15 protein-coding genes and 4 tRNA genes are annotated in these 19,427 nt (G+C 47.9%); 3 read left to right on the forward strand and 16 right to left on the reverse strand.

Annotated features, from left to right (window positions below; genetic code table 11):
• Window positions 1–122 precede the first annotated feature (122 nt).
• From KTQ90_RS06180 to pyrB, 16 genes are all read right to left on the reverse strand, one after another.
• Window positions 123–198: transfer RNA gene (locus tag KTQ90_RS06180), tRNA-His, on the reverse strand.
• A gap of 468 nt (window positions 199–666) precedes the next feature.
• A complete protein-coding gene (secG, locus tag KTQ90_RS06185) occupies window positions 667–1,056 on the reverse strand; it encodes a preprotein translocase subunit SecG (protein WP_217317648.1) in 390 nt (129 codons plus the stop codon).
• A gap of 7 nt (window positions 1,057–1,063) precedes the next feature.
• Window positions 1,064–1,816, reverse strand: a complete 753-nt coding sequence (locus KTQ90_RS06190; RefSeq protein ID WP_217317625.1) for a tetratricopeptide repeat protein — start codon at window positions 1,814–1,816, stop codon at window positions 1,064–1,066.
• Window positions 1,817–1,847: 31 nt separating this feature from the next.
• Window positions 1,848–2,372 (reverse strand): LPS assembly lipoprotein LptE, encoded by a 525-nt coding sequence (gene lptE, locus KTQ90_RS06195; RefSeq protein ID WP_217317626.1) that lies wholly within the window; start codon window positions 2,370–2,372, stop codon window positions 1,848–1,850.
• Between the two features lie 7 nt (window positions 2,373–2,379).
• Window positions 2,380–3,603: a sigma-54 interaction domain-containing protein gene (locus KTQ90_RS06200; RefSeq protein WP_022157720.1), complete on the reverse strand. Its 1,224-nt coding sequence runs from the start codon at window positions 3,601–3,603 to the stop codon at window positions 2,380–2,382.
• Window positions 3,604–3,674: 71 nt separating this feature from the next.
• Window positions 3,675–4,784, reverse strand: coding sequence for a PdxA family dehydrogenase (locus tag KTQ90_RS06205; protein WP_217317627.1), 1,110 nt, complete (start codon window positions 4,782–4,784; stop codon window positions 3,675–3,677).
• Entirely contained in the window at window positions 4,754–5,701 is a 948-nt protein-coding gene (locus tag KTQ90_RS06210) for a DUF4837 family protein (protein ID WP_217317628.1), read from the reverse strand. The genes KTQ90_RS06205 and KTQ90_RS06210 overlap by 31 nt, the downstream gene beginning before the upstream one ends.
• A gap of 4 nt (window positions 5,702–5,705) precedes the next feature.
• Window positions 5,706–6,764, reverse strand: coding sequence for a dual-specificity RNA methyltransferase RlmN (gene rlmN, locus KTQ90_RS06215; protein ID WP_217317629.1), 1,059 nt, complete (start codon window positions 6,762–6,764; stop codon window positions 5,706–5,708).
• A 125-nt stretch (window positions 6,765–6,889) separates the two neighbouring features.
• Window positions 6,890–6,964 (reverse strand) — tRNA-Glu (locus KTQ90_RS06220).
• 28 nt (window positions 6,965–6,992) lie between these two features.
• Window positions 6,993–7,079, reverse strand: a tRNA-Ser gene (locus KTQ90_RS06225).
• A 165-nt stretch (window positions 7,080–7,244) separates the two neighbouring features.
• Window positions 7,245–8,411, reverse strand: a complete 1,167-nt coding sequence (locus tag KTQ90_RS06230; protein ID WP_217317630.1) for an ABC transporter substrate-binding protein — start codon at window positions 8,409–8,411, stop codon at window positions 7,245–7,247.
• An 89-nt stretch (window positions 8,412–8,500) separates the two neighbouring features.
• Window positions 8,501–8,571 (reverse strand) — tRNA-Cys (locus KTQ90_RS06235).
• A gap of 123 nt (window positions 8,572–8,694) precedes the next feature.
• Window positions 8,695–8,913, reverse strand: a complete 219-nt coding sequence (locus KTQ90_RS06240; protein ID WP_217317631.1) for a hypothetical protein — start codon at window positions 8,911–8,913, stop codon at window positions 8,695–8,697.
• A 124-nt stretch (window positions 8,914–9,037) separates the two neighbouring features.
• Window positions 9,038–10,318: a serine hydroxymethyltransferase gene (gene glyA / locus KTQ90_RS06245; RefSeq protein ID WP_217317632.1), complete on the reverse strand. Its 1,281-nt coding sequence runs from the start codon at window positions 10,316–10,318 to the stop codon at window positions 9,038–9,040.
• 27 nt (window positions 10,319–10,345) lie between these two features.
• Complete coding sequence (gene pyrI, locus KTQ90_RS06250) at window positions 10,346–10,804, reverse strand: aspartate carbamoyltransferase regulatory subunit (RefSeq protein WP_022158198.1); 459 nt, start codon at window positions 10,802–10,804, stop codon at window positions 10,346–10,348.
• Between the two features lie 20 nt (window positions 10,805–10,824).
• On the reverse strand, window positions 10,825–11,769 hold the full coding sequence (gene pyrB, locus KTQ90_RS06255) for an aspartate carbamoyltransferase (protein ID WP_217317649.1): 945 nt from the start codon (window positions 11,767–11,769) through the stop codon (window positions 10,825–10,827).
• A 187-nt stretch (window positions 11,770–11,956) separates the two neighbouring features.
• On the opposite strand from pyrB, the gene KTQ90_RS06260 reads away from it, so the two are divergent.
• The 3 genes from KTQ90_RS06260 (at window position 11,957) to KTQ90_RS06270 (ending at window position 19,360) form a co-directional block, all read left to right on the forward strand.
• Window positions 11,957–14,281 carry a transglycosylase domain-containing protein gene (locus tag KTQ90_RS06260; protein WP_217317633.1) on the forward strand — a complete coding sequence of 775 codons (2,325 nt, stop codon included), beginning with the start codon at window positions 11,957–11,959 and terminating at the stop codon, window positions 14,279–14,281.
• Between the two features lie 44 nt (window positions 14,282–14,325).
• Window positions 14,326–15,192 (forward strand): 50S ribosomal protein L11 methyltransferase, encoded by an 867-nt coding sequence (gene prmA, locus KTQ90_RS06265; protein ID WP_217317634.1) that lies wholly within the window; start codon window positions 14,326–14,328, stop codon window positions 15,190–15,192.
• Window positions 15,193–15,304: 112 nt separating this feature from the next.
• Window positions 15,305–19,360, forward strand: a complete 4,056-nt coding sequence (locus tag KTQ90_RS06270; protein WP_217317635.1) for a hybrid sensor histidine kinase/response regulator transcription factor — start codon at window positions 15,305–15,307, stop codon at window positions 19,358–19,360.
• Window positions 19,361–19,427 lie beyond the last annotated feature (67 nt).

Below are 19,427 nucleotides of genomic sequence, written 5' to 3' on the forward strand. Positions count from 1 at the left end.
TAACATATGAAATAAATATACGAATAATATTAATGTAGTAAATGTTGTCGGATTGATGTGATGAATGTTGGTAGAAGTATAAAAAAAAGAGTCAAACTTCAAAAGAAGTCTGACTCTTTGTTGGGTGGCAGGTGGGACTCGAACCCACGACATTCAGAACCACAATCTGACGCTCTAACCAACTGAACTACGGCCACCATGTTATGTGCTTTACTTAGCAGTATTGCTTAGTTCTTTAAAGCGAGTGCAAAGGTAGCGGTTTATTTCTAATCCTCCAAATGTTTTTCAAACTTTTTTCAATAAAAATCAACTTTTTCTTGATTTTTCCTTGTTTTTGCTGGTTTTTCTGCTGTCTTTGGGGTGTTTCGAACCGTTTTTATGGTTTTGAACCCTTGTTTTGCTTTATCGGTTGGTGTGTCTTAACAATAGTGGTTTTTCGTGAATTGTCTGCCAAGAATTCTCTTTATCATAAAAATGGCTGTTAAAACTCCATCGTTCCATAAAATTATTGAATCGAGATTTCAAGTTTTAGTTGCGCATACCTACAGTTATACATACTTATATACAAAAAAAAACGTCCAAAGCGTATTGCTCTGGACGTTTTATGCTTTAAAACGGGGCGTAATTTCCTTTACTCTTATTGGTGCAGTAGTCTCTCTTTGCAAATTACTTTGCCGGAGCCTGCTGTACTGGAGCCTGCTGAGCCGGAGCCTGCTGTGCGCCTGCTGCTGGTGCAGCCTGCTGCTGGCTTGCTCCGAAACCAGGAGTAGTGTTCGGGTTTGTTGTCTGTGTTTCAGTTGCAGTCTTCTCCATAACGCTTGTACCCTCTGAAGAAACAGGAGCAACGTGAGCGCATACGATGCTGAGGACAACCATTGTGATTGCGAGACCCCATGTAGCTTTCTCTACGAAGTCGGTGGTCTTGCGTACACCTAAGATAGCGTTAGATGACGAGAAGTTTGATGCCAAACCGCCCCCCTTTGACTCCTGAATAAGCACAATGCCAATCATGAGCAGGGATGCTATCACGATGAAAATTACGAATAATGTGTAAATCATTTTTCTATTTGTTATTTTTGTTATTTATTATAAGTTTCTTTAAAAATCTGATTTGGTCTGCAAAGTAAGCATTTTTTTTTGGATAATTCAAATTTAAACGCTGAATAATTTCAAGAGCCTTTGAATATCTGCCTTGTTTTATATAAATCTTGGCCAAAGTCTCTGTGAAATAGCCGTCTTCGCCTTCGTTTTCTTCTTTTTTCTCTTCTTCGAGTTCTGGCTTGTAGGTAGGTTTCTCCTGCAGCTGTATTTTGCCTCCGTCTTTGTTGATGAAGTCGTCGATAAGCTTCTGGCCTTTCAGTTGCGGACTCTGTTCCTGCGCATTCTCTTCTTCGCTTTCCGTCTTCAGCAAATATGCAACATAATCTACCGCAGCGTCTGCCGGTGTGGGCTTGTGCTTAGGTTCGTCAGGTTGGTCTTGCTGTGGGGCGGAATCGAGGAAGTTGTTGATAATGGAGATAGTGCGGTTGTCGTCGTCCGCACTTGTCTCCATATTGTCTGCAGCAACTTCGTTCGGGTTCTTGAATTCGTAGTGTGCACTCTCCACCAACTTGAATAGCATGCTTCTGTCTGTCACGTATAAAGCGGTTCGGCGAAGCTCGTCGTCGAACGCGCTATCGTGCAGCAGATACATGTTCCTCAACATCAATATTCGTGCCGTCTGATAGTATGGATATAGCGCGACTAAGTTACGGAGCTCGTACAGAGTCTCCTTGTTCATTAGTTCCGGATGATTTATGAGGCGTACTAAATCCACTTTTTTACGTTTTGTTTATTAATGTTTAATGTTACCAGTTGGCTACCGTTGCGTTGAATATCTGCTCGGTGATGTCCTTGATCATCTGCGTTACGAGTTCCTCCTGCACCGTTGCGAGGCTTTGTGTTGTCTCGTATGACTTGGATGACGAGAATTGACGCTCGAAGTCCTCGCTGTGATTCACGTTGTTAGTGAATCTCACGTTCACGGTTATCGAAAGCTCGGTCTGTGCTGACTGTCCGCTTGCAGATACCGACTTGTTGCGCTGCGAGTATTGTGTAATCTCGCCTTCAATCTTCAAGTCGCCGTTGTTTCTAACCTGACTCAGCTTGGTATGACTTGCGAACATGTCCTTCAGCTGATTGTTGAACATCGGTCCCATCGGTCCCCATACATAGCTTGAACGGATTGGGAAATCGGCTATCTGTATTGTCTTTGTCTTTGTATAGTCGATGCTCGCTCCGTTGAACTTGTAGCTTACCTTGCACGCCGAAATTGTTATAGATGCAATCAGTACAAGTGCTATATATATATAATGTGTACGGATTCGTTTCATGTCTTTTTTATTTGTCGAGTCCATATTGCTTTATGCGTCTGTAGAGCGTGCGGTCGGAGATGCCCAGCTCTTGCGCAGCCTTCTTGCGGTTGCCACCATTGCGTTCGAGCGCTTTCTCTACCACCTGACGACCGATGTCGCTAAGGTTCAGACTCTCGTTCTGTTCGTTTTGAGAGGTTGTTACGCCATCTCTTATCTCCTCGGCCTCCACGTCTTGATACGGACTGAATGTGGCTGGCTGCAGAGCGTGTACCTGCTGGGCAGCTGCGAAGTTGTCGAGTGTGCGGTTGTCGTCAATCTGTTTGCGCAGATTGGTCATCTCGCGGCGCAGATCGCTCACGTTGCCTCTCAACTCGTAGAGAATCTTATATAGAATCTCGCGTTCGCTCTCGTACGAGTGCGATCCGGTTGGCGTTGTGGTGGCAAGCTGTGTGCTTTCCTTGTCCTGCGGTATGAACTTGCTCAGCGTTTCGGCGTCTATCACGCGTGTTGTGCTGAGTACGGACATCTGCTCAGTGATGTTCTTCAGCTGGCGCACGTTGCCCGGCCACTTGTATTTCAGCATTATTGCCTTCGCTTCGTCGGTTAGCGTGATGCGGCTCATGCCATACTTCTCCGCAATCTGCATTGTGAACAGACTGAATAGTAGGAGAATGTCGTTGCCACGGTCGCGCAATGGCGGCATTTGGATAGGGATGGTGTTCAGACGATAGTAGAGATCTTCGCGGAAACGTCCCTCGCTTATTGCCTTGTGCATGTTGACGTTGGTTGCGGCAACGATGCGCACATTGGTTTTCATTATCTTCTGACCACCCACACGTATGTATTCGCCAGTTTCGAGCACACGCAGCAGGCGTGCTTGTGTTGCCATTGGCAACTCGCCGACCTCATCGAGGAAGATAGTGCCTTTGTTTGCCGTACCGAAATAGCCTTCGCTCTCGCCGATTGCACCCGTGAACGATCCCTTCTCATGTCCAAAGAGTTCGCTGTCTATAGTGCCTTCCGGTATAGAGCCGCAGTTGATGGCGAAGTATTTCTCGTGTTTGCGTGGAGAATTGTCGTGTATCAGTCGCGGTATTATCTCTTTTCCCACACCGCTCTCGCCCACAATGAGCACACTGAGGTCTGTCGACGCCACCTGCTTAGCGACGTCGAGAGCACGGTTCAACGCATCGCAGTTGCCTACGATGTTGTACCGTTGTTTTAATCTTTGCAGTTCAGATGTATCCATTTGGTAACAAAATTACATATTTCTATTAAAATAGATGCAGCTTTATGCTACTTTTTTAGCAGACAGAGGTTTTATCTGTTGCCTTGCTGGTTGTTGTCGCGCTTCTTCGGAATAGAGAATCTCACCTTCTCGCTTTCGTCACGCTTCTCATGATAGAGCTTCGGCAGCGGATTGGTAAGTGGCAATTCGTATTCTTCGCGGTTGCGCACGATGTCGATAGCTGCATAGATAGCGTGGCGCAATGCGTTCTCGTCGGCAACGCCATGTCCGGCATTCGTGAAGTCGGGAGTAAGTGCTGGCGCCGTGCATACGAGGGGGAGTGATGATATGTAATAGATGCCGTTGTTCTGCATTGTGGTGGTGAACGGAATGTTAGCCTGGTCGTCGTACATGGCGAGTGTGCAGTCGAATGCGTCGCACGCATTCTTGCCGAAGTAGTCCTCGGCAGCGTACGGTCCGTAAGCTGTTATGCCTTCCTCCTCAGCCTTTTTGATAGCAGGCAGCAGAATTTCCTTCTCCTCAACGCCGTCTGCTTTAGGGTTCAAAGCGAGCACGCCGATGCGTGGGTTCGACAGACGGAAGTCGCGTTTCAGACAGGTGTTCAGAGTACGAATCTTGTTGAGGATGTTCTCCTCTGTGATGTTTGCTGGAACGTCCTTTATCGCCAGACCGTTTGTGGCAAGAGCGATGCGGAGCGATTCGTTCACCATAATCTTCATGCCCTTAGCTCCGTCGCCTATGCAAGTCTCGGCATATTCCTTCAGTCCGTTGTATGTGTAGCCAACTTCGTTGGCAGTCATGTTGGAGAGTGAAACCGGACAAGCTACGAGCACATCGTAAAGTTGGCTGCGGAAGTCGGTCATAGCCTTGTCGAGAGCCTTAAGCGCCGATTCGCCCGACTCCTTTGTGGGCTGTCCGAGCTCAACCTTCACCTCTTCGTCGAAGCAAGCGAGCAGGTTGACGCGTCCGTCAACAGCGTCTTCTGCCTTGTTGATGATACTGAAGCTTGCCTGAATGTCGAGTGCTTTGCGGTGATATGCCGCAATCTTTGGCGATCCGTAGATGATCGGCGTGCATAGCTCGAGCATTTCAGGCTCTGCAAAGGTTTTAAAAATAAGCTCATATCCGATACCATTGGTATCGCCGTGGGTTATTGCCACGCGGATTTTTCTGTTTTCCATTTGTTGTTTTGTTTGGGTTGTATTGTGTATAGTGCTGCTTCGGTGTTGAGCAGCAAGTTACGTTTCTTGGTTCCGGGTGCGAAGACGAAAACTTCAGCCACTATCGTGCGTTGCTTGTCGCTGCGCTTTATTATGTGCTGCACGAACGGACCGCCCATTGCGTCGCCGTACATCTCCCATAGCCCGCGGCACACGGTTCGCACGCTTCCGTCTATGGTGAGTTCTGTTCTGGCGACACTGCCTTCTACGGTTGTCATGTACATGTCGTCGGTTTCGCCCTTTATGTTAGTCTGCATCACGCTGTCGCGGTTCTCCGATGTGTAGATGCAGATGTTTGTCGTCGCTGTAGGCGAGTCGTTGGATATCCAGATGAAGTTCTTGCCCTTGCGACTTGCCTGCATGTCTGCCGGAATGCGCATGTCTATGCCGAACATCTGCAGCACTTCCGCCTCCAGCTTTGTGTTGTGCTTGTGTTCAAGTCGCATTATGGCGTTCTTCATTTCGTTACGCTTTATCAGATTGCGCATATTGTCTGCCGCATCCTGAAACCGCATTGCCTGGCGCAGAACTTTCATCGAAGGTGTACTTATGCGCACTATCATCTGTGGTTCGGCATATACGTTGCGCTCGTATTTTACCTTTATTTGATTCAATTTCGCGTCAATTTCTACAACAACGATGTTGCGTGCGAGTCGCAGCGTGGCGTTCATCGCGGCGCCCATGCTTACGTCGAATGTCGGTTCTGGCTGTGGCAGAGAGCCGACGGGCGCTGACAATACCTTATACAATATGCTGTCGCTGTCGCCGATGACCACCACTTCGTATGGTCTGCCGCCGCTGTCGGGCAGCATTGTCTGCTTGCCGCGGTTGCATGCGGCGAGTGTGACGGCGGCGAACAGCAGTATCAGATAACGCATAGGCTTACTGTTGTTGTTCGCGGCGCTTGCGCTCCTCTTCTATCTTCTTCGCTGTGCTAAGCAGTCCGCATGCTGCAAAGATGTCCTGACCGCGGCTTGCACGAATCGTCGTGAACACGCCGTGGTTTGTGAGGTAGTCGCGGAAGTTCTCTATGTGGCGGTCGTCTGTGCCTTCCAGATTCACGTTGGGGATAGGGTGGAATCGTATGAGGTTGAAGCGGCAGTCGAGTCCTTCTACGAGCTTTACAATCTCGCGAGCATGAGTCGTAGTGTCGTTCACGCCCTTGAACATTATATACTCGAAAGAAAGTCGGCGCTGGTGGGTGAAGTCGTAGTTGCGCATGAGGTCTACCACCTCAACGATAGACATGCCGCGCTCTGCTGGCATTAGTTGTGCGCGCTGTTCGGGTATCGGCGAGTGCATACTGATAGCCACATGGCAATCGCTCTCGTCGAGGAAGCGCTGCAGCTTCTTGCGCAGACCGGCGCTGCTCACCGTGATGCGCTTAGGGCTCCATGCGTAGCCATAGTCGGCAGTCATTACCTGCGTCACCTTTAGCACGTTGTCGAGATTGTCCATCGGCTCGCCCTGACCCATGAACACGATGTTCGTGAGTTTCTCACGTTCGGGCAGCGAGTATATCTGGTTGAGGATGTCGGTCGCGGTGAGGCTTTCCTCGAAACCCTGCTTGCCGGTCTGGCAGAACAGACAGTTCATCTTGCATCCCACCTGCGACGATACGCACAGTGTGGCGCGGTCGTGATCGGGTATGTACACAGTCTCCACATGCTTGCCCGTAGCGGTGGGGAAGAGGTACTTTATGGTTCCGTCCTTCGATACCTGGCTGTCTATCGGGTCCATGCATCCGATGGTGTATTCGGCAGCCAAGCGCTCACGGTTAGTCTTCGAGATGTTTGTCATCTCGTCAATCGATTTTACGTGTTGTGTATATAGCCATTTCGCCATCTGTCCGCCGGTGAAGGCTGGCATACCGAGCGATTTTGCCACTTCCTTGAGCTCGTAGAGTGACATACCCATGAGCGGTTTCTTCATATCTGTCATATCTGTGTACACTATTTGTTTTGCTGTAGTTGCGTCTTAAGCTACAAAGTTACGCATTTTTTTTGAAAATAATAAGGTGTATAACGAAAAAAGCGTGTAAAACATATTGTTTTACACGCTTGGTTTGGTAGTGGATAGGGGAATCGAACCCCTATGCCAAGATTGAGAATCTTGTATCCTAACCATTAGATGAATCCACCAACAGTAAAATTTTGCTCAAGAGAACAGCGGAAGCTGGGGGATTCGAACCCCCGGTACGGTTACCCGTACGGCAGTTTAGCAAACTACTGGTTTCAGCCACTCACCCAAACTTCCATACTGGTTGAAGTTAACCGGAGCACTGTTTCTCAATTGCGAGTGCAAAGGTATACGTTTTTCTCGTAACCGCCAAATGTTTCTTTGACTTTTTGTCGAAAAATGTGCATTTTCTTGAATTTTTAGGGTTGAAAGCCCGTTTTGGGGCTTGTCTTCGCCGTTTTTCTACTCAGATATGCGCTTGTAGTAGCGCAGGGTGCTGTTCGGTGAGTAAAGAATGTGTGTCAGTTCTTTGAGCAAAAAATCGGGTCGGAACGAAATTTCTTCGAAATAAGTTGAAGTTTTTCCGTTGCATTCGTAGATGTTGCCATCCTTGAAAGCCTTTATGGTCTTGTATCCGCTGTATTCGGCTGTCAGTTCGTTGCGCGTTAGTGGTCGGTTTCCATAATAAATGAAGAGCCAAACGTCGGCGTCGGTTGATTTGCTGATAACCGTTTCGGGTGAAAGGTTTAGTGATCCGCTCTGATTATTGTCGGCGAAAACATATTTCCCGCCTGCATCCTTTATCAGTTTTGCCATCGAACTGTTGCCGCCGGGGCAGTACCATACACCATTTGTGACGCGTTCGGTGAGCACTTTCGGGTGTTTCTTTTGCTTATTGTTCTCGCTGACGATGGTTTTGTAGTTGTGTTCTATGGCTGCGAACAGCGAGTCGGCTGTGTTTTCTTTTCCGGTGAGCATGCCATAGAAGCGCATCCATTCGGCGCGTCCCAGGGCGGATGTCTCCATGTAGTCGGCGCATTCTATGATTGCGGCGCCGATATTCTCGAGCTGGGCGTAGCTGCCTCCTTCGTATGGCGACATGAATATGGCGTCGGGTGAGAGTGTGATGATGCGTTCGATTGTTGGCGACATGCTGTTGCCGCAGTCGGCTATGATGCCTTTTGCCGCACGTCGCTGTATGTCGGATTGTGTGATGTACTGCAAGTCGCACACTCCCTTTATTGTCTCGGCCGCGCCGAGGTCGAAAAGTAGTCGGCAGTGGGGTGATGTCGAGACAACGGCGCTATGTATCGGTGTGTATATAGCGGTGGCGTCTGTCGGTGGCGTCACTTTTCCTGAGTCCTTGCGGTTGATAAGGGCATAGCGGTGTAGGGTAGTGCCGGCTTTCCAAGGATTGCTCAGTTTTACGTCGATATATCCGTCGTGGCGTACGGCTGTTATGTGCTCGGCGTATTTGAACGCGATTGTGTCGCCGTCGCCGTTGTCGCTGTTGGTTGCCGTGTGATTGTTGCACGAGGCGAGAAGAAGTATTGCGCTATATATATAATAAGGTAAGATGTTATATATATAATAATGTATAGGCTTGTGCGTGCTTGTTAGCTTTGTCATTCTTTCAGGTGTTTTTAGAATGTTATACATGTTGATGTTTGTGTAAATGAAAAAAGTGAAATGTTCAAACGAACATTTCACTTTTCTTGAGGTACCTAGCAGAGTCGAACTGCTCTACACGGTTTTGCAGACCGTTACCTAACCGATCGGCCAAGGTACCAAATAGGCTTGTTGCTTAATTGCGAGTGCAAAGGTAGCCATTCTTTTCGTAACAGCCAAATGTTTTTGCAACTTTTTTCAAGAATATTTCACTTTTCAGTGTTTTTTCTTAAAATCTTCATGTTTACGAGTCGATTTTCCTAAAATTACTGCATTTCTCAGCGTGAACAGCCGCACTCGTGTGTTTGTTTTGCTTGCTGTTTTTTATCATCTGCTCCTTCAGAGCGCAGCCTTTACAGCCGTAGCATCCGCTTTTTGCTTCATGTATAGCCATGTATGTGCGGTAGGCGATGTAGCAGATGGAGATGATTATTATGAATATTACAGAGACAAGTTGTAGCATGGGGCGTAAATATTAGTTGTCCGCGGCGACCGCTAAGTACATCAGCGCCGTTCGTTGCGCAAGTACGTGCCGACCAAAGCAGATATGCGTATCGGTCGGCGCGGACAAGAATGTTTAAAAAAAATTAGTATGCAAAGAGGGGATAATCCTTCATCGTCTCGTTCACCTTAGCACGAACGCGAGCGATTACTTCCTCGTTCTCCGGGTCGTTGAGCACTTCTTCGATGAGTTCAGCAATGAGCACCATGAGGTCTTCCTTAGCGCCACGTGTTGTGATGGCAGGAGTACCGAGGCGGATGCCTGATGTCTGGAAAGCGCTGCGTGTGTCGTACGGCACCATGTTCTTGTTAACGGTGATGTCGGCAGCAACGAGAGCGTTCTCAGCCACCTTGCCGGTGAGATCAGGATACTTCGAACGGAGGTCGACGAGCATAGAGTGGTTGTCTGTGCCGCCGCTCACGATAGTGAAGCCGCGCTTGATGAGTTCGTCTGCAAGCACGCTTGCGTTCTTCTTCACCTGCTTTGCCCACTCCTTGAACTCAGGCTGCAGAGCCTCGCCGAAAGCTACAGCCTTGGCAGCGATGACATGCTCCAACGGACCACCCTGCTGTCCTGGGAACACTGCAGAGTTGAGCAGCTGGCTCATCATCTTTGTTACGCCCTTAGGAGTCTTCAAGCCCCACGGATTCTCGAAGTCCTTGCCCATAAGGATGATGCCGCCGCGCGGACCGCGCAGGGTCTTATGAGTAGTAGAAGTAACGATGTGAGCGTACTTCACCGGGTTGTCGAGCAAGCCGGCTGCGATGAGACCTGCAGGGTGAGCCATATCAATCATAAGCAGAGCGCCTACCTTGTCGGCAATCTCGCGCATGCGCTTGTAGTCCCACTCGCGGCTGTATGCCGAACCGCCACCGATGATAAGTTTCGGTTTGTGCTCAAGTGCGAGCTGCTCCATCTGGTCGTAGTTCACGCGACCTGTCTCCTTGTCGAGGTCGTAGCCTATGGCGTGGTAGAGAATACCCGATGTGTTCACAGCCGAACCGTGTGAGAGGTGTCCGCCGTGAGCGAGGTTAAGTCCGAGGAATGTATCGCCAGGCTTCAGTACGGCAAGCAGCACAGCGGCGTTAGCCTGCGCACCAGAGTGCGGCTGTACGTTTGCATACTCAGCACCGAAGAGTTTTTTCACGCGCTCGATAGCCAGTGTCTCCACTTCGTCCACTACCTGGCAGCCACCATAGTAGCGCTTGCCTGGATAGCCCTCGGCATACTTGTTTGTGAGGTAAGAGCCCATTGCCTCCATCACCTCGTCGCTGACGAAGTTCTCAGACGCAATAAGTTCTATACCCTTCAGCTGGCGCTGATGTTCTTTCTCAATCAGGTCGAAAATCACTTGATCTCTTTTCATAGTTAAAAGGATTTTAGTTATAGTTTATTAAACGAGTTCTACTTTCTCGATGAACTGTTCCTTGTCGCAGTAGTGGCATTTGAGGATGCCCTTCTCCTTGTTCACGACGTGGAAGACGGTGTGCATCGGCTCGTTGTTGGTGATGCACTTCGGGTTGTTGCACTTCACGATGCCGCGCAGCTCGTCGGGAGTCTTCACGGTCTTCTTTTCCACTACCTCGTAGTCGTGAATAATGTTGAGCACAACGTTCTGTGCTACGACCGAGAGGCGCGAAATCTCCTCGTCGGTGAAGAATTTGTCAGACACCTTGATGATGCCTTTGCGTCCTATCTTGTTCGACGGATAGTTGTAGCCGATGGTTACTGGTGTGTCGAGTGTTTCCAGTTGCAGCAGGTTTACAACCTGATATGTCTTCTCTGCCGGTATATGGTCGATGACAGTGCCGTTCTTGATGGCAGCCACTTGTCTTTCTGTCTTGTTGCTCATTGTATTATGTTTATTAATTGCTAAATAATTGTCTTGTCGTTGCGCACTTCGTCAAGAGAGATGCCGAGCACGTAGCAGAATATAGCCTCGCGGGCGAACAGACCGTTGCCAGCCTGCTGTATGTAGTAAGCGTGCGAACTCTCGTCTACGTCGTACGCAATCTCGTTAACACGTGGCAGCGGGTGCAGAATCTTCATGTTCTCCTTCGCCTTGCAGAGCATCTGGCGTTTCAAGATATACACGTTCTTCACGCGTTCGTACTCCATAAGGTCTGAGAAGCGCTCCTTCTGTACGCGTGTCATGTAGAGGATGTCGGCGTCGGCGATAACGTCTTCGTTGAAGTCGGTATGCTCTTCGAAGCGTATGCCGTGCTCGCGGCAGTATATTTTGTATTCCTCAGGCATTGCCAGCTCCTTCGGCGCTACGAAGTGGAATGTAGGATTGAAGTGGCGCATGGCGGTGATGAGCGAGTGTACGGTGCGTCCGTACTTCAAGTCACCCACAAGATAGATATTAAGGTTTTCGAGAGTGCCTTGTGTTTTGTAGATTGAATAAAGATCGAGGAGACACTGTGACGGGTGCATGTGTGCGCCGTCGCCAGCGTTCACGATAGGAACGGGAGCCACTTCGCTGGCGTATTGCGCAGCGCCTTCAACGTAGTGGCGCATTACTATTACGTCTGCATAGTTTGAAACCATAAGGATTGTGTCCTTGAGGGTTTCACCTTTAGTTACGCTTGACGCCTTGGCGTCAGAGAAACCGATGACGCGCGCACCGAGACGGTTTGCTGCGGTTTCAAAACTCAATCGCGTACGAGTCGAAGGCTCGAAGAAAAGCGTAGCCACCACTTTACCTTTCAGCAATTCGCGGTTTGGGTGGTTCTCGAACTCCTTTGCCATTTCGAGCAAATACATTAGCTTCTCCTTGGGCAGGTCGGCTATTGTTACAAAATCGTGTCTCATTATTATTTAGAATTAATGGTTGTCTACAATTTGTCTGCTAAGGTAGTTATAATTTTTCAGATATGGCGTAAATGAAAACTATTATTTATGCTTTTCTCACTTTTTTGCCTTACCTTTGCAAAATATAAGAGATATTACTAATATAATTCAGTCCTATTACTAATATAATAAGGAATACATTACTAAAAATATGAGAAAAGTATTCGTACGCTCACTATGGACGTTGCTTGCCATCGTCATTCTCGGTTCGGCTGTTGCGTTCACGGCTATATGGAACGGTTTTATCGGATATATGCCGCCAGTTGAGGACTTGCAGAACCCTATCAACCGCTTCGCAACACAGATCTATAGTGCCGACGGAAAGCTCATCGGCACGTGGAACTTCAATCGCGAGAACCGTGTCTGCGTTTCATACAACGACATCTCGCCATACCTGGTGCAGGCGCTTGTGGCTACAGAGGATGTGCGTTTCTACGACCATTCGGGCGTAGACTTCATCGCTTTGGGCAGAGCCATCGTCAAGCGCGGTCTGTTTGGCCAGGCTTCTGCCGGTGGCGGTTCTACCATCACGCAGCAGCTTGCCAAGCAGCTCTATTCCGAAACCGCCAAGAGCACCATGCAGCGTGCGCTGCAGAAACCGATAGAGTGGGTTATCGCCGTGAAGCTCGAGCGCAACTACACCAAAGAGGAGATTATAGCTCTGTATCTCAACTATTTCGACTTCCTGCATAACGCTGTAGGTATAAAGACTGCGGCCAACACCTATTTTAATAAGGAGCCTCGCGACCTTAATATTGAGGAGGCTGCTACGCTCATCGGCTTGTGCAAGAACCCGTCGCTGTTCAACCCCGTGCGCTATCCCGACCGTTGTCGCGAGCGTCGCAATGTGGTGCTCGACCAGATGCGCAAGGCGGGCTATATCACCGATGCCGAGTATGCGCAGCACATCGAGTCGCCGCTCACGCTCGACTTCCACCGCACCGACCACAAGGATGGCGTAGCGCCTTACTTGCGCGAGTTCCTGCGTGTGTACATGTCTGCCGAGCGTCCTGAGCGTTCCAACTATCCGGCGTGGAACAAGCGCCAGTATGTCATCGACTCTATAGCTTGGGTAAGCGATCCGCTTTACGGATGGTGCAACAAGAATCGCAAGAAGGACGGTTCGCCTTACAACCTCAACGCCGACGGCTTGAAGGTGTATACCACTATCGATTCGCGTATGCAGCGATATGCCGAGGAGGCTGTGTATGCTCACGTAGCACGCTTCCTGCAACCCGAGTTCTTCAAGGAGCAGAAGGGCAAACCGAACGCTCCGTTCACCTCTGCGCTCACGCAGAAGCAGGTTAACCAGATTATGGAACGTGCTGTGCTTCAGAGCGAACGCTATCGTGCGCTTAAGGCGGCAGGCGCAAGCCAGGAGGAGATACACCGCTCTTTCCATACGCCGACTGAGATGACGCTCTTCACCTATCACGGCGACATCGACACCATGATGATGCCTATCGACAGTATACGCTACGTGAAGTCGTTCCTGCGTGCCGGCTTCATGAGTATGGACCCGAAGACGGGTGCCGTGAAGGCGTATGTGGGCGGACTCGACTATTCTCATTTTATGTACGACATGGTTACGGGCGGCAGACGCCAGGTTGGCTCTACAATCAAGCCGTTCCTCTACTCGCTGGCTATGGAGAACGGATTCACGCCGTGCTCAATGGCTCCTAACGTGCAGCAGTCGTACAGAGTGGGCAACCAGACATGGACACCGCGCAATGCCAACCGCAAGCGCTACGGCGAGATGGTTTCGCTGAAGTGGGGCTTGGCGCAGTCGAACAACTGGATTTCGGCTTACCTTATGAGTAAGCTCAATCCACAGCAGTTTGTTTCGATGCTTCACGACTTTGGCATTAACAACCCCGAGATTGTGCCTTCGATGGCTCTCTGTCTCGGTCCGTGCGAGGTTTCGGTGGCTGAGATGGTGAGCGCTTACACCACATTCGCCAATAAGGGCATACGTTCGGCTCCGATGTTCGTGAGCCGCATCGAGGACAACGAGGGCAATGTCATAACCGATTTCCAGCCGCGTCTGAACGAGGTGATAAACGCAGAGAGCGCCAACCGCATGCTTGTGCTTCTGAAGGGCGTAGTAGACGGCGGTACCGGCGGACGTCTGCGCTTCAGATACCACTTTACGGGCGAGATTGGTGCCAAGACCGGTACCACAAACCGCAACGCCGACGCATGGTTCATGGGCTTCACTCCGCAGCTTGTGAGCGGTTGCTGGGTAGGCGGCGAGGACCGCGACATCCACTTCGACACCATGCGCATGGGACAGGGCGCGACGATGGCTCTGCCTATCTGGGCTTACTATATGAAAAAGGTGTATGCCGACCCGTCACTGCCTTATGACGAGAGCGTGAAGTTCGACCTGCTAGAGGGATACGATGGGTGTTCGAGCGGTGAAAGCTCGGCGGATGGCGCCGAAGATGCGCTCGACATTGAAGAAGTATATGAATAATAACATGCCTATGCAAGAACAGTGCCCCTTTTAAATATAGTTTTATGAAATATTTTGTAGCAGATTTCAAGATAGTGTGCGAGGCTGAGCAGTTGCAGGTAGCCCGCGAGTTGTTGTCGGCAGCCGCTTGTGAGGCTGGTTTCGAAGCGTTTGAGGATTCGGACGAAGGATTGCAGGGTTATGTGCAGCGCCCAATGTATGACAAGGAGGCGCTCGATGCATCCATCGCCGACTATATGCCAGACGGCGTGTCGGTGAGTTACGAAGTTGAGGAAGTGCCCGACCAGGACTGGAATCAGGGTTGGGAGAACGAGGGCTTCGAGCCGATTGGCGTGAACGAAAACCTCGTAATATACGACGCCAAGCACACCGACCGCGAGATGTTCGCTGGCGACGACGGCGTGATGCGCATCTTCATTGAGGCGCGTAACGCCTTCGGTACGGGCACGCACCAGACCACACGCATGATATTGCGACGCCTGCTTGGTATGGACGTGCATGGCAAGAGCGTGCTCGACTGCGGATGTGGAACGGGCATACTCGGCATAACCGCCTCACGCCTTGGTGCCGACCCCGTGCTTGGCTACGACATCGACGAGTGGAGCGCCAACAATGCCCAGCATAACGCGGCGCTGAACGGTGTTGAGAATATGGATGTGTTGCTTGGCGATGCGTCTGTTCTTGATAAAGTTGAAGACCGCTTCGATATCGTGATTGCTAATATCAACCGCAATATACTCATTGCTGACATGCCGGCGTTTTGTGCGCACATGAAGGAAGGTGCACAACTCATCCTCAGCGGATTCTACGAGGCTGACGTGCCGATGATAGAGGCAGCAGCTAAGGAGCAGGGTCTGGTGCTCTGCGATGTAGTGACGGATGAAGATTGGGCTTGCGCGTTGTTCAAGTAAGATTATTATTGCTGTCCGGTAAAACTTTTGCAAGCAAAATAAATTAGGGCTGACACTTCTCTCACGAGGTGTCAACCCTTTTGGCTAACTTTGTTCCAAACTTTAATAAATAATGAAAAGACTACAATCATATATACTATTTATATTGTTGCTGTTGGCAACTGTTCTTCCGGCACACGGGCATATTTCCAGAAATATGTTCATGATTTCCAATCTCAATACAGATAATGGACTGTCCAGTCCTCGTGTCTATTCTATTGTTGAGGCAGAGGATGGTGCTATGTGGATAAGTACTAAACGAGGGGTTGACCGATACAATGGGCAATTGGTTTCTAATTACACATTGGCTACAGAAATGCCGTATAGTGATGCCTGTGGCAGAAATATCAAATTGACCCAAGATCATCATCGGCAGATATATGCTTACGACAACAAGGGAAAAGTATATATATATAATAAGGTGAAAGATACGTTCGTCTTGAGATGTAATCTTCTGAATATTCTTGGAGGAAGCATTGTATTGAACGAATTGTTGGTAGATGAAAAGGGCAACTTCTGGTTGGCTATGGATAAAGGTCTTTACTGCTTGTCAGCTTCTGCTGATGGGAAGGAAATCGTTCGCAAGAAAGCTAAAGGTAGATTTATATTAAAAGATACCTATATTAATCATATCCAGTTTGTTGGTCAGAGACTCTTGATAGGAACTTCTAAAGATGTATATTGCTATTCGGTAGCTACACAGAAAATAGCAAAAAAAATAAGCGGTAGCTCTGTAGTTTCTTCTTATCATGATATAGAGGGGCATCATATTTGGTTGGGTACTTTTCATGAAGGAGTGAAGGTGGTGGATGATACTACTTGGAAGCCGATCAATTCTATAGCTTTCCATTCTTTACAGAACATTCCGCAGATTCCCGTACGTTCTATTATTTCATTTAATCATCAAACTGTTCTGATGGCTGTCGATGGAGCTGGTATCTATGCTTATGATAAGCAGAATAAACAAACCAAGCTCTTAATGAATACAGATGGACGTCCTGGTAACGTGTTGAAGGGTAATGGCTTATATACTTTGTGCCGCGATCGTTTTGGAGATTTATGGGCAGGCTCTTATTCGGGAGGAGTAGATTTAGCCATTCCGATGGAACATACTCTGGAATATATTACGCACGAGTATCTTAACAATCAATCGCTGATAGATAATTGTGTGAACGATGTGTTCCAAAGTCGCGATGGAAAAATATGGTATGCTACTGATAAAGGAGTAAGTATTTATGATTCGCAGACTCATTTTTGGTATCATGGGCTATATAATAAGGTGGCACTTACGATTTGTCAGACTGTTGATGGAAAGATTCTGGTAGGTACTTATGGCAATGGTGTATATCAGGTGAACGGCGATGGAACCAGTATGCCTGCATATTCAGTTCGTAATGGAAAGTTGAAGAGCGACTATGTGTTCAGTCTTTTTGTTGATAGCGAAGGCAATCTCTGGATAGGCTGTTTAGATGGTGATATGGCCTGTTTCCCTTCTGGAAAAAATATTTTCAGAGGAGTGGAGAAGGCAGCTTTCTATCTGCCTGTCAACGAGGTACAATGCATTACAGAATCAGAGGATAAGCGCAGTATCGCTGTAGGAACTTCGCATGGTTGCTATCTGATAGATAAACATAATCCTATGCACCCACGCCGTTTTTTTTATCCAGAACAATATCCCGATAAAGACATTAATTTGTTTGTCAACAGTATGGTTTATCAGAATTCCCGTCATGTCTGGATAGGTACGGATGGTGGTGGACTTTATGATTATAATCTGAAGACTAATAAATTAAGAAACTATACTACTCAGGAGTCTTTACCGTCTAATACGGTTTATGGACTTATCAAGGGAAAGAATGGCAAGTTGTGGTTGAGTACTGATAAGGGATTGGCTTTCATCTTTAAGGGGAAGGTGGTAAATCTCAACTTCTTCAAGGGACTTGAACGTGAGTATAATCGGATGTCTGTGGCGTGTACTTCAGATGGCAGGATGCTTTTTGGCAGTAATGATGGCGTAGTGGCTTTGGCTCCGATGTTTGCCAAAGGATTGAATTATGCAGCTCCGCTTCGTATCCATCGTGTTGAGGTGGAAGGCGTAGAGCGTACCGACCAATGGAATAAATCCCTCTTTGAGATGTTACAAGATGGCACCTTGCACCTTGACCATCATGAGAATACGCTGATTGTTTCTTTCGAGAGCATCAATTATCAATATCAGCATGACATCCAATATCAGTATTATTTAGAAGGATATGATCGTAACTGGAGTAAACCTTCCTCTTATCAGTTAGCACGATTTGTCAATTTGCCTCCTGGCAACTATGTCCTTTATGTCAAAGCTATTTGCAGAAGCAATGGTAGAGAATTGGGAGCAACATCCCTGAACATTTCTATCGCTCAACCTTGGTGGAACACCTGGTGGGCATGGATTGTCTATCTCTGTATTCTGACAGCCATCTTATATTTTGCATGGCAGTTTTATAAAGAACGATTGCAGCGCAAGTATTATGACGAGAAAATCAATTTCTTCGTCAATACTGCCCATAACATACGTACTCCTTTGAGTCTCGTTTTAGCTCCTCTTGTTGATCTGTCTAAAGATTCTCACTTGAGTGAAAAGAGTCGTGTTTTTTTGGATATGGCGCAGCGCAACGGCAATAAACTGTTGAAGATGGTAACAGAGTTGCTTGACTTCCAAAAAGTAGAACAGTCTGCCGAACAGGTTCGTCTGCAAGATATAGAATTGCCGATGCTTTTACGTTTGCAGATGGATAAGTTTGCATTGGCAGCTCAGGAGAAGCATATTCAGCTGTGTCTTGAAACGTGTCCGCAGCAACAGATTCGTTCTGATGTCAAAATGGTGGATCTGATATTGGAAAATCTTCTCTCGAATGCTATCAAATATACACCTCAAGGTGGAAAGGTTACGTTGTCGGCTTCTGTTGAAGGAAAGATGGCGCTGATTCATGTATGTGATACAGGTATTGGTATTCCCAAGGCAGAAATTAAGAGTATCTTCAAGAGCTTCTTCAGGGCTTCTAATGCGGTGAATTCTCAGGAAATGGGAAGTGGATTAGGACTGATGCTTACACAAAAGCTTGTAGAGAAATTAGGAGGAAAGCTTAGTTTCGTAAGTGAGGAAGGAAAGGGTACTACTTTCTGTGTGAAGTTGCCATTAGGTAATGTAACAGATTCTTCCGTTCGGCTTGTTGAGGAAAAGAAAAAAGTTGCAAATGAATCTTCTTTAGCTGAAGACAAGCATGATGAAACTTGCCAAACTGTGTCTTCTGCTGTCTTGCAGGATGCTGGTGTTTCAAAGGATACACTTCTTTTTGTCGATGACAATGAAGATCTTTGCAAATATATCAGAATGACTTTTGGTGATTCTTATCAAGTAGTTGATGTGGAAAGTGCAGAGGCTGCCTTGAAATATTTGAAAGAGGGCGGTGTGTGTGATATCGTTGTTTCAGATGTCATGATGCCGGGAATGCACGGAGATGAGCTCTGTCGCCGCATCAAGGAAAACAAGGAAACATCATGGCTGCCCGTTATCCTGCTGACTGCTAAGATTGGTCGTGACTTTATGATAGAAGGACTCGGACTTGGTGCTGATGACTATATCGCCAAGCCATTCGATACTGCTATTCTTGCGAGTAAGATTGCCAGTATTTTGAAGAATCGTCGCCGGTTGAGTCAGTACTATATGGACAGAAGTCTTGCTCTTGTTAGAGGAGGGATGGCTTCTGAGTCTGCTTCTCCCGAGCAGATAGTGTGCTCTGAATCTTACGAAAATGTGGAAGAAGCTGTTCTGAATCCACAAGACCAGGCTTTTGTAGATAAAGCTACCAGTTTGGTGTTGGCTCATCTGAGCGATACCGACTTTAATATCGACCGACTCTGTAGAGAGATGGCGATGAGCAGAACGCTTTTCTATGGTAGGCTGAAGACTCTTACGGGGCAAAATCCGCAGGATTTTATGCGATTGATACGTCTGGAGCAGGCTGCAATCTTTCTGAAACAGGGAGATAGTGTGATGGATGTCTCTGTGAAAGTCGGTTTTGTAAATGTGAAGTACTTTAGTACAGTATTTAAAAAGCACTTTGGAGTTTCTCCCAGTAAGTATCTGTAAGTCAGAACTTTAATTTCAAAGAAAAGGTTTCGGTTTGGACGATATGTCTGAATTGAAACCTTTTTTG

This window comes from Leyella stercorea (assembly GCF_019052365.1).
GTDB lineage: Bacteria > Bacteroidota > Bacteroidia > Bacteroidales > Bacteroidaceae > Prevotella.

Excerpts from the sequence above, each read along its gene's own strand:
- lptE (WP_217317626.1), bottom strand. The coding sequence starts at position 2,372 with ATGAAACGAATCCGTACACATTATATATATATAGCACTTGTACTGATT.
- KTQ90_RS06200 (WP_022157720.1), bottom strand. The coding sequence starts at position 3,603 with ATGGATACATCTGAACTGCAAAGATTAAAACAACGGTACAACATCGTA.
- KTQ90_RS06205 (WP_217317627.1), bottom strand. The coding sequence starts at position 4,784 with ATGGAAAACAGAAAAATCCGCGTGGCAATAACCCACGGCGATACCAAT.
- KTQ90_RS06210 (WP_217317628.1), bottom strand. The coding sequence starts at position 5,701 with ATGCGTTATCTGATACTGCTGTTCGCCGCCGTCACACTCGCCGCATGC.
- rlmN (WP_217317629.1), bottom strand. The coding sequence starts at position 6,764 with ATGACAGATATGAAGAAACCGCTCATGGGTATGTCACTCTACGAGCTC.
- KTQ90_RS06230 (WP_217317630.1), bottom strand. The coding sequence starts at position 8,411 with ATGACAAAGCTAACAAGCACGCACAAGCCTATACATTATTATATATAT.
- KTQ90_RS06240 (WP_217317631.1), bottom strand. The coding sequence starts at position 8,913 with ATGCTACAACTTGTCTCTGTAATATTCATAATAATCATCTCCATCTGC.
- glyA (WP_217317632.1), bottom strand. The coding sequence starts at position 10,318 with ATGAAAAGAGATCAAGTGATTTTCGACCTGATTGAGAAAGAACATCAG.
- pyrI (WP_022158198.1), bottom strand. The coding sequence starts at position 10,804 with ATGAGCAACAAGACAGAAAGACAAGTGGCTGCCATCAAGAACGGCACT.
- KTQ90_RS06260 (WP_217317633.1), top strand. The coding sequence starts at position 11,957 with ATGAGAAAAGTATTCGTACGCTCACTATGGACGTTGCTTGCCATCGTC.
- prmA (WP_217317634.1), top strand. The coding sequence starts at position 14,326 with ATGAAATATTTTGTAGCAGATTTCAAGATAGTGTGCGAGGCTGAGCAG.
- KTQ90_RS06270 (WP_217317635.1), top strand. The coding sequence starts at position 15,305 with ATGAAAAGACTACAATCATATATACTATTTATATTGTTGCTGTTGGCA.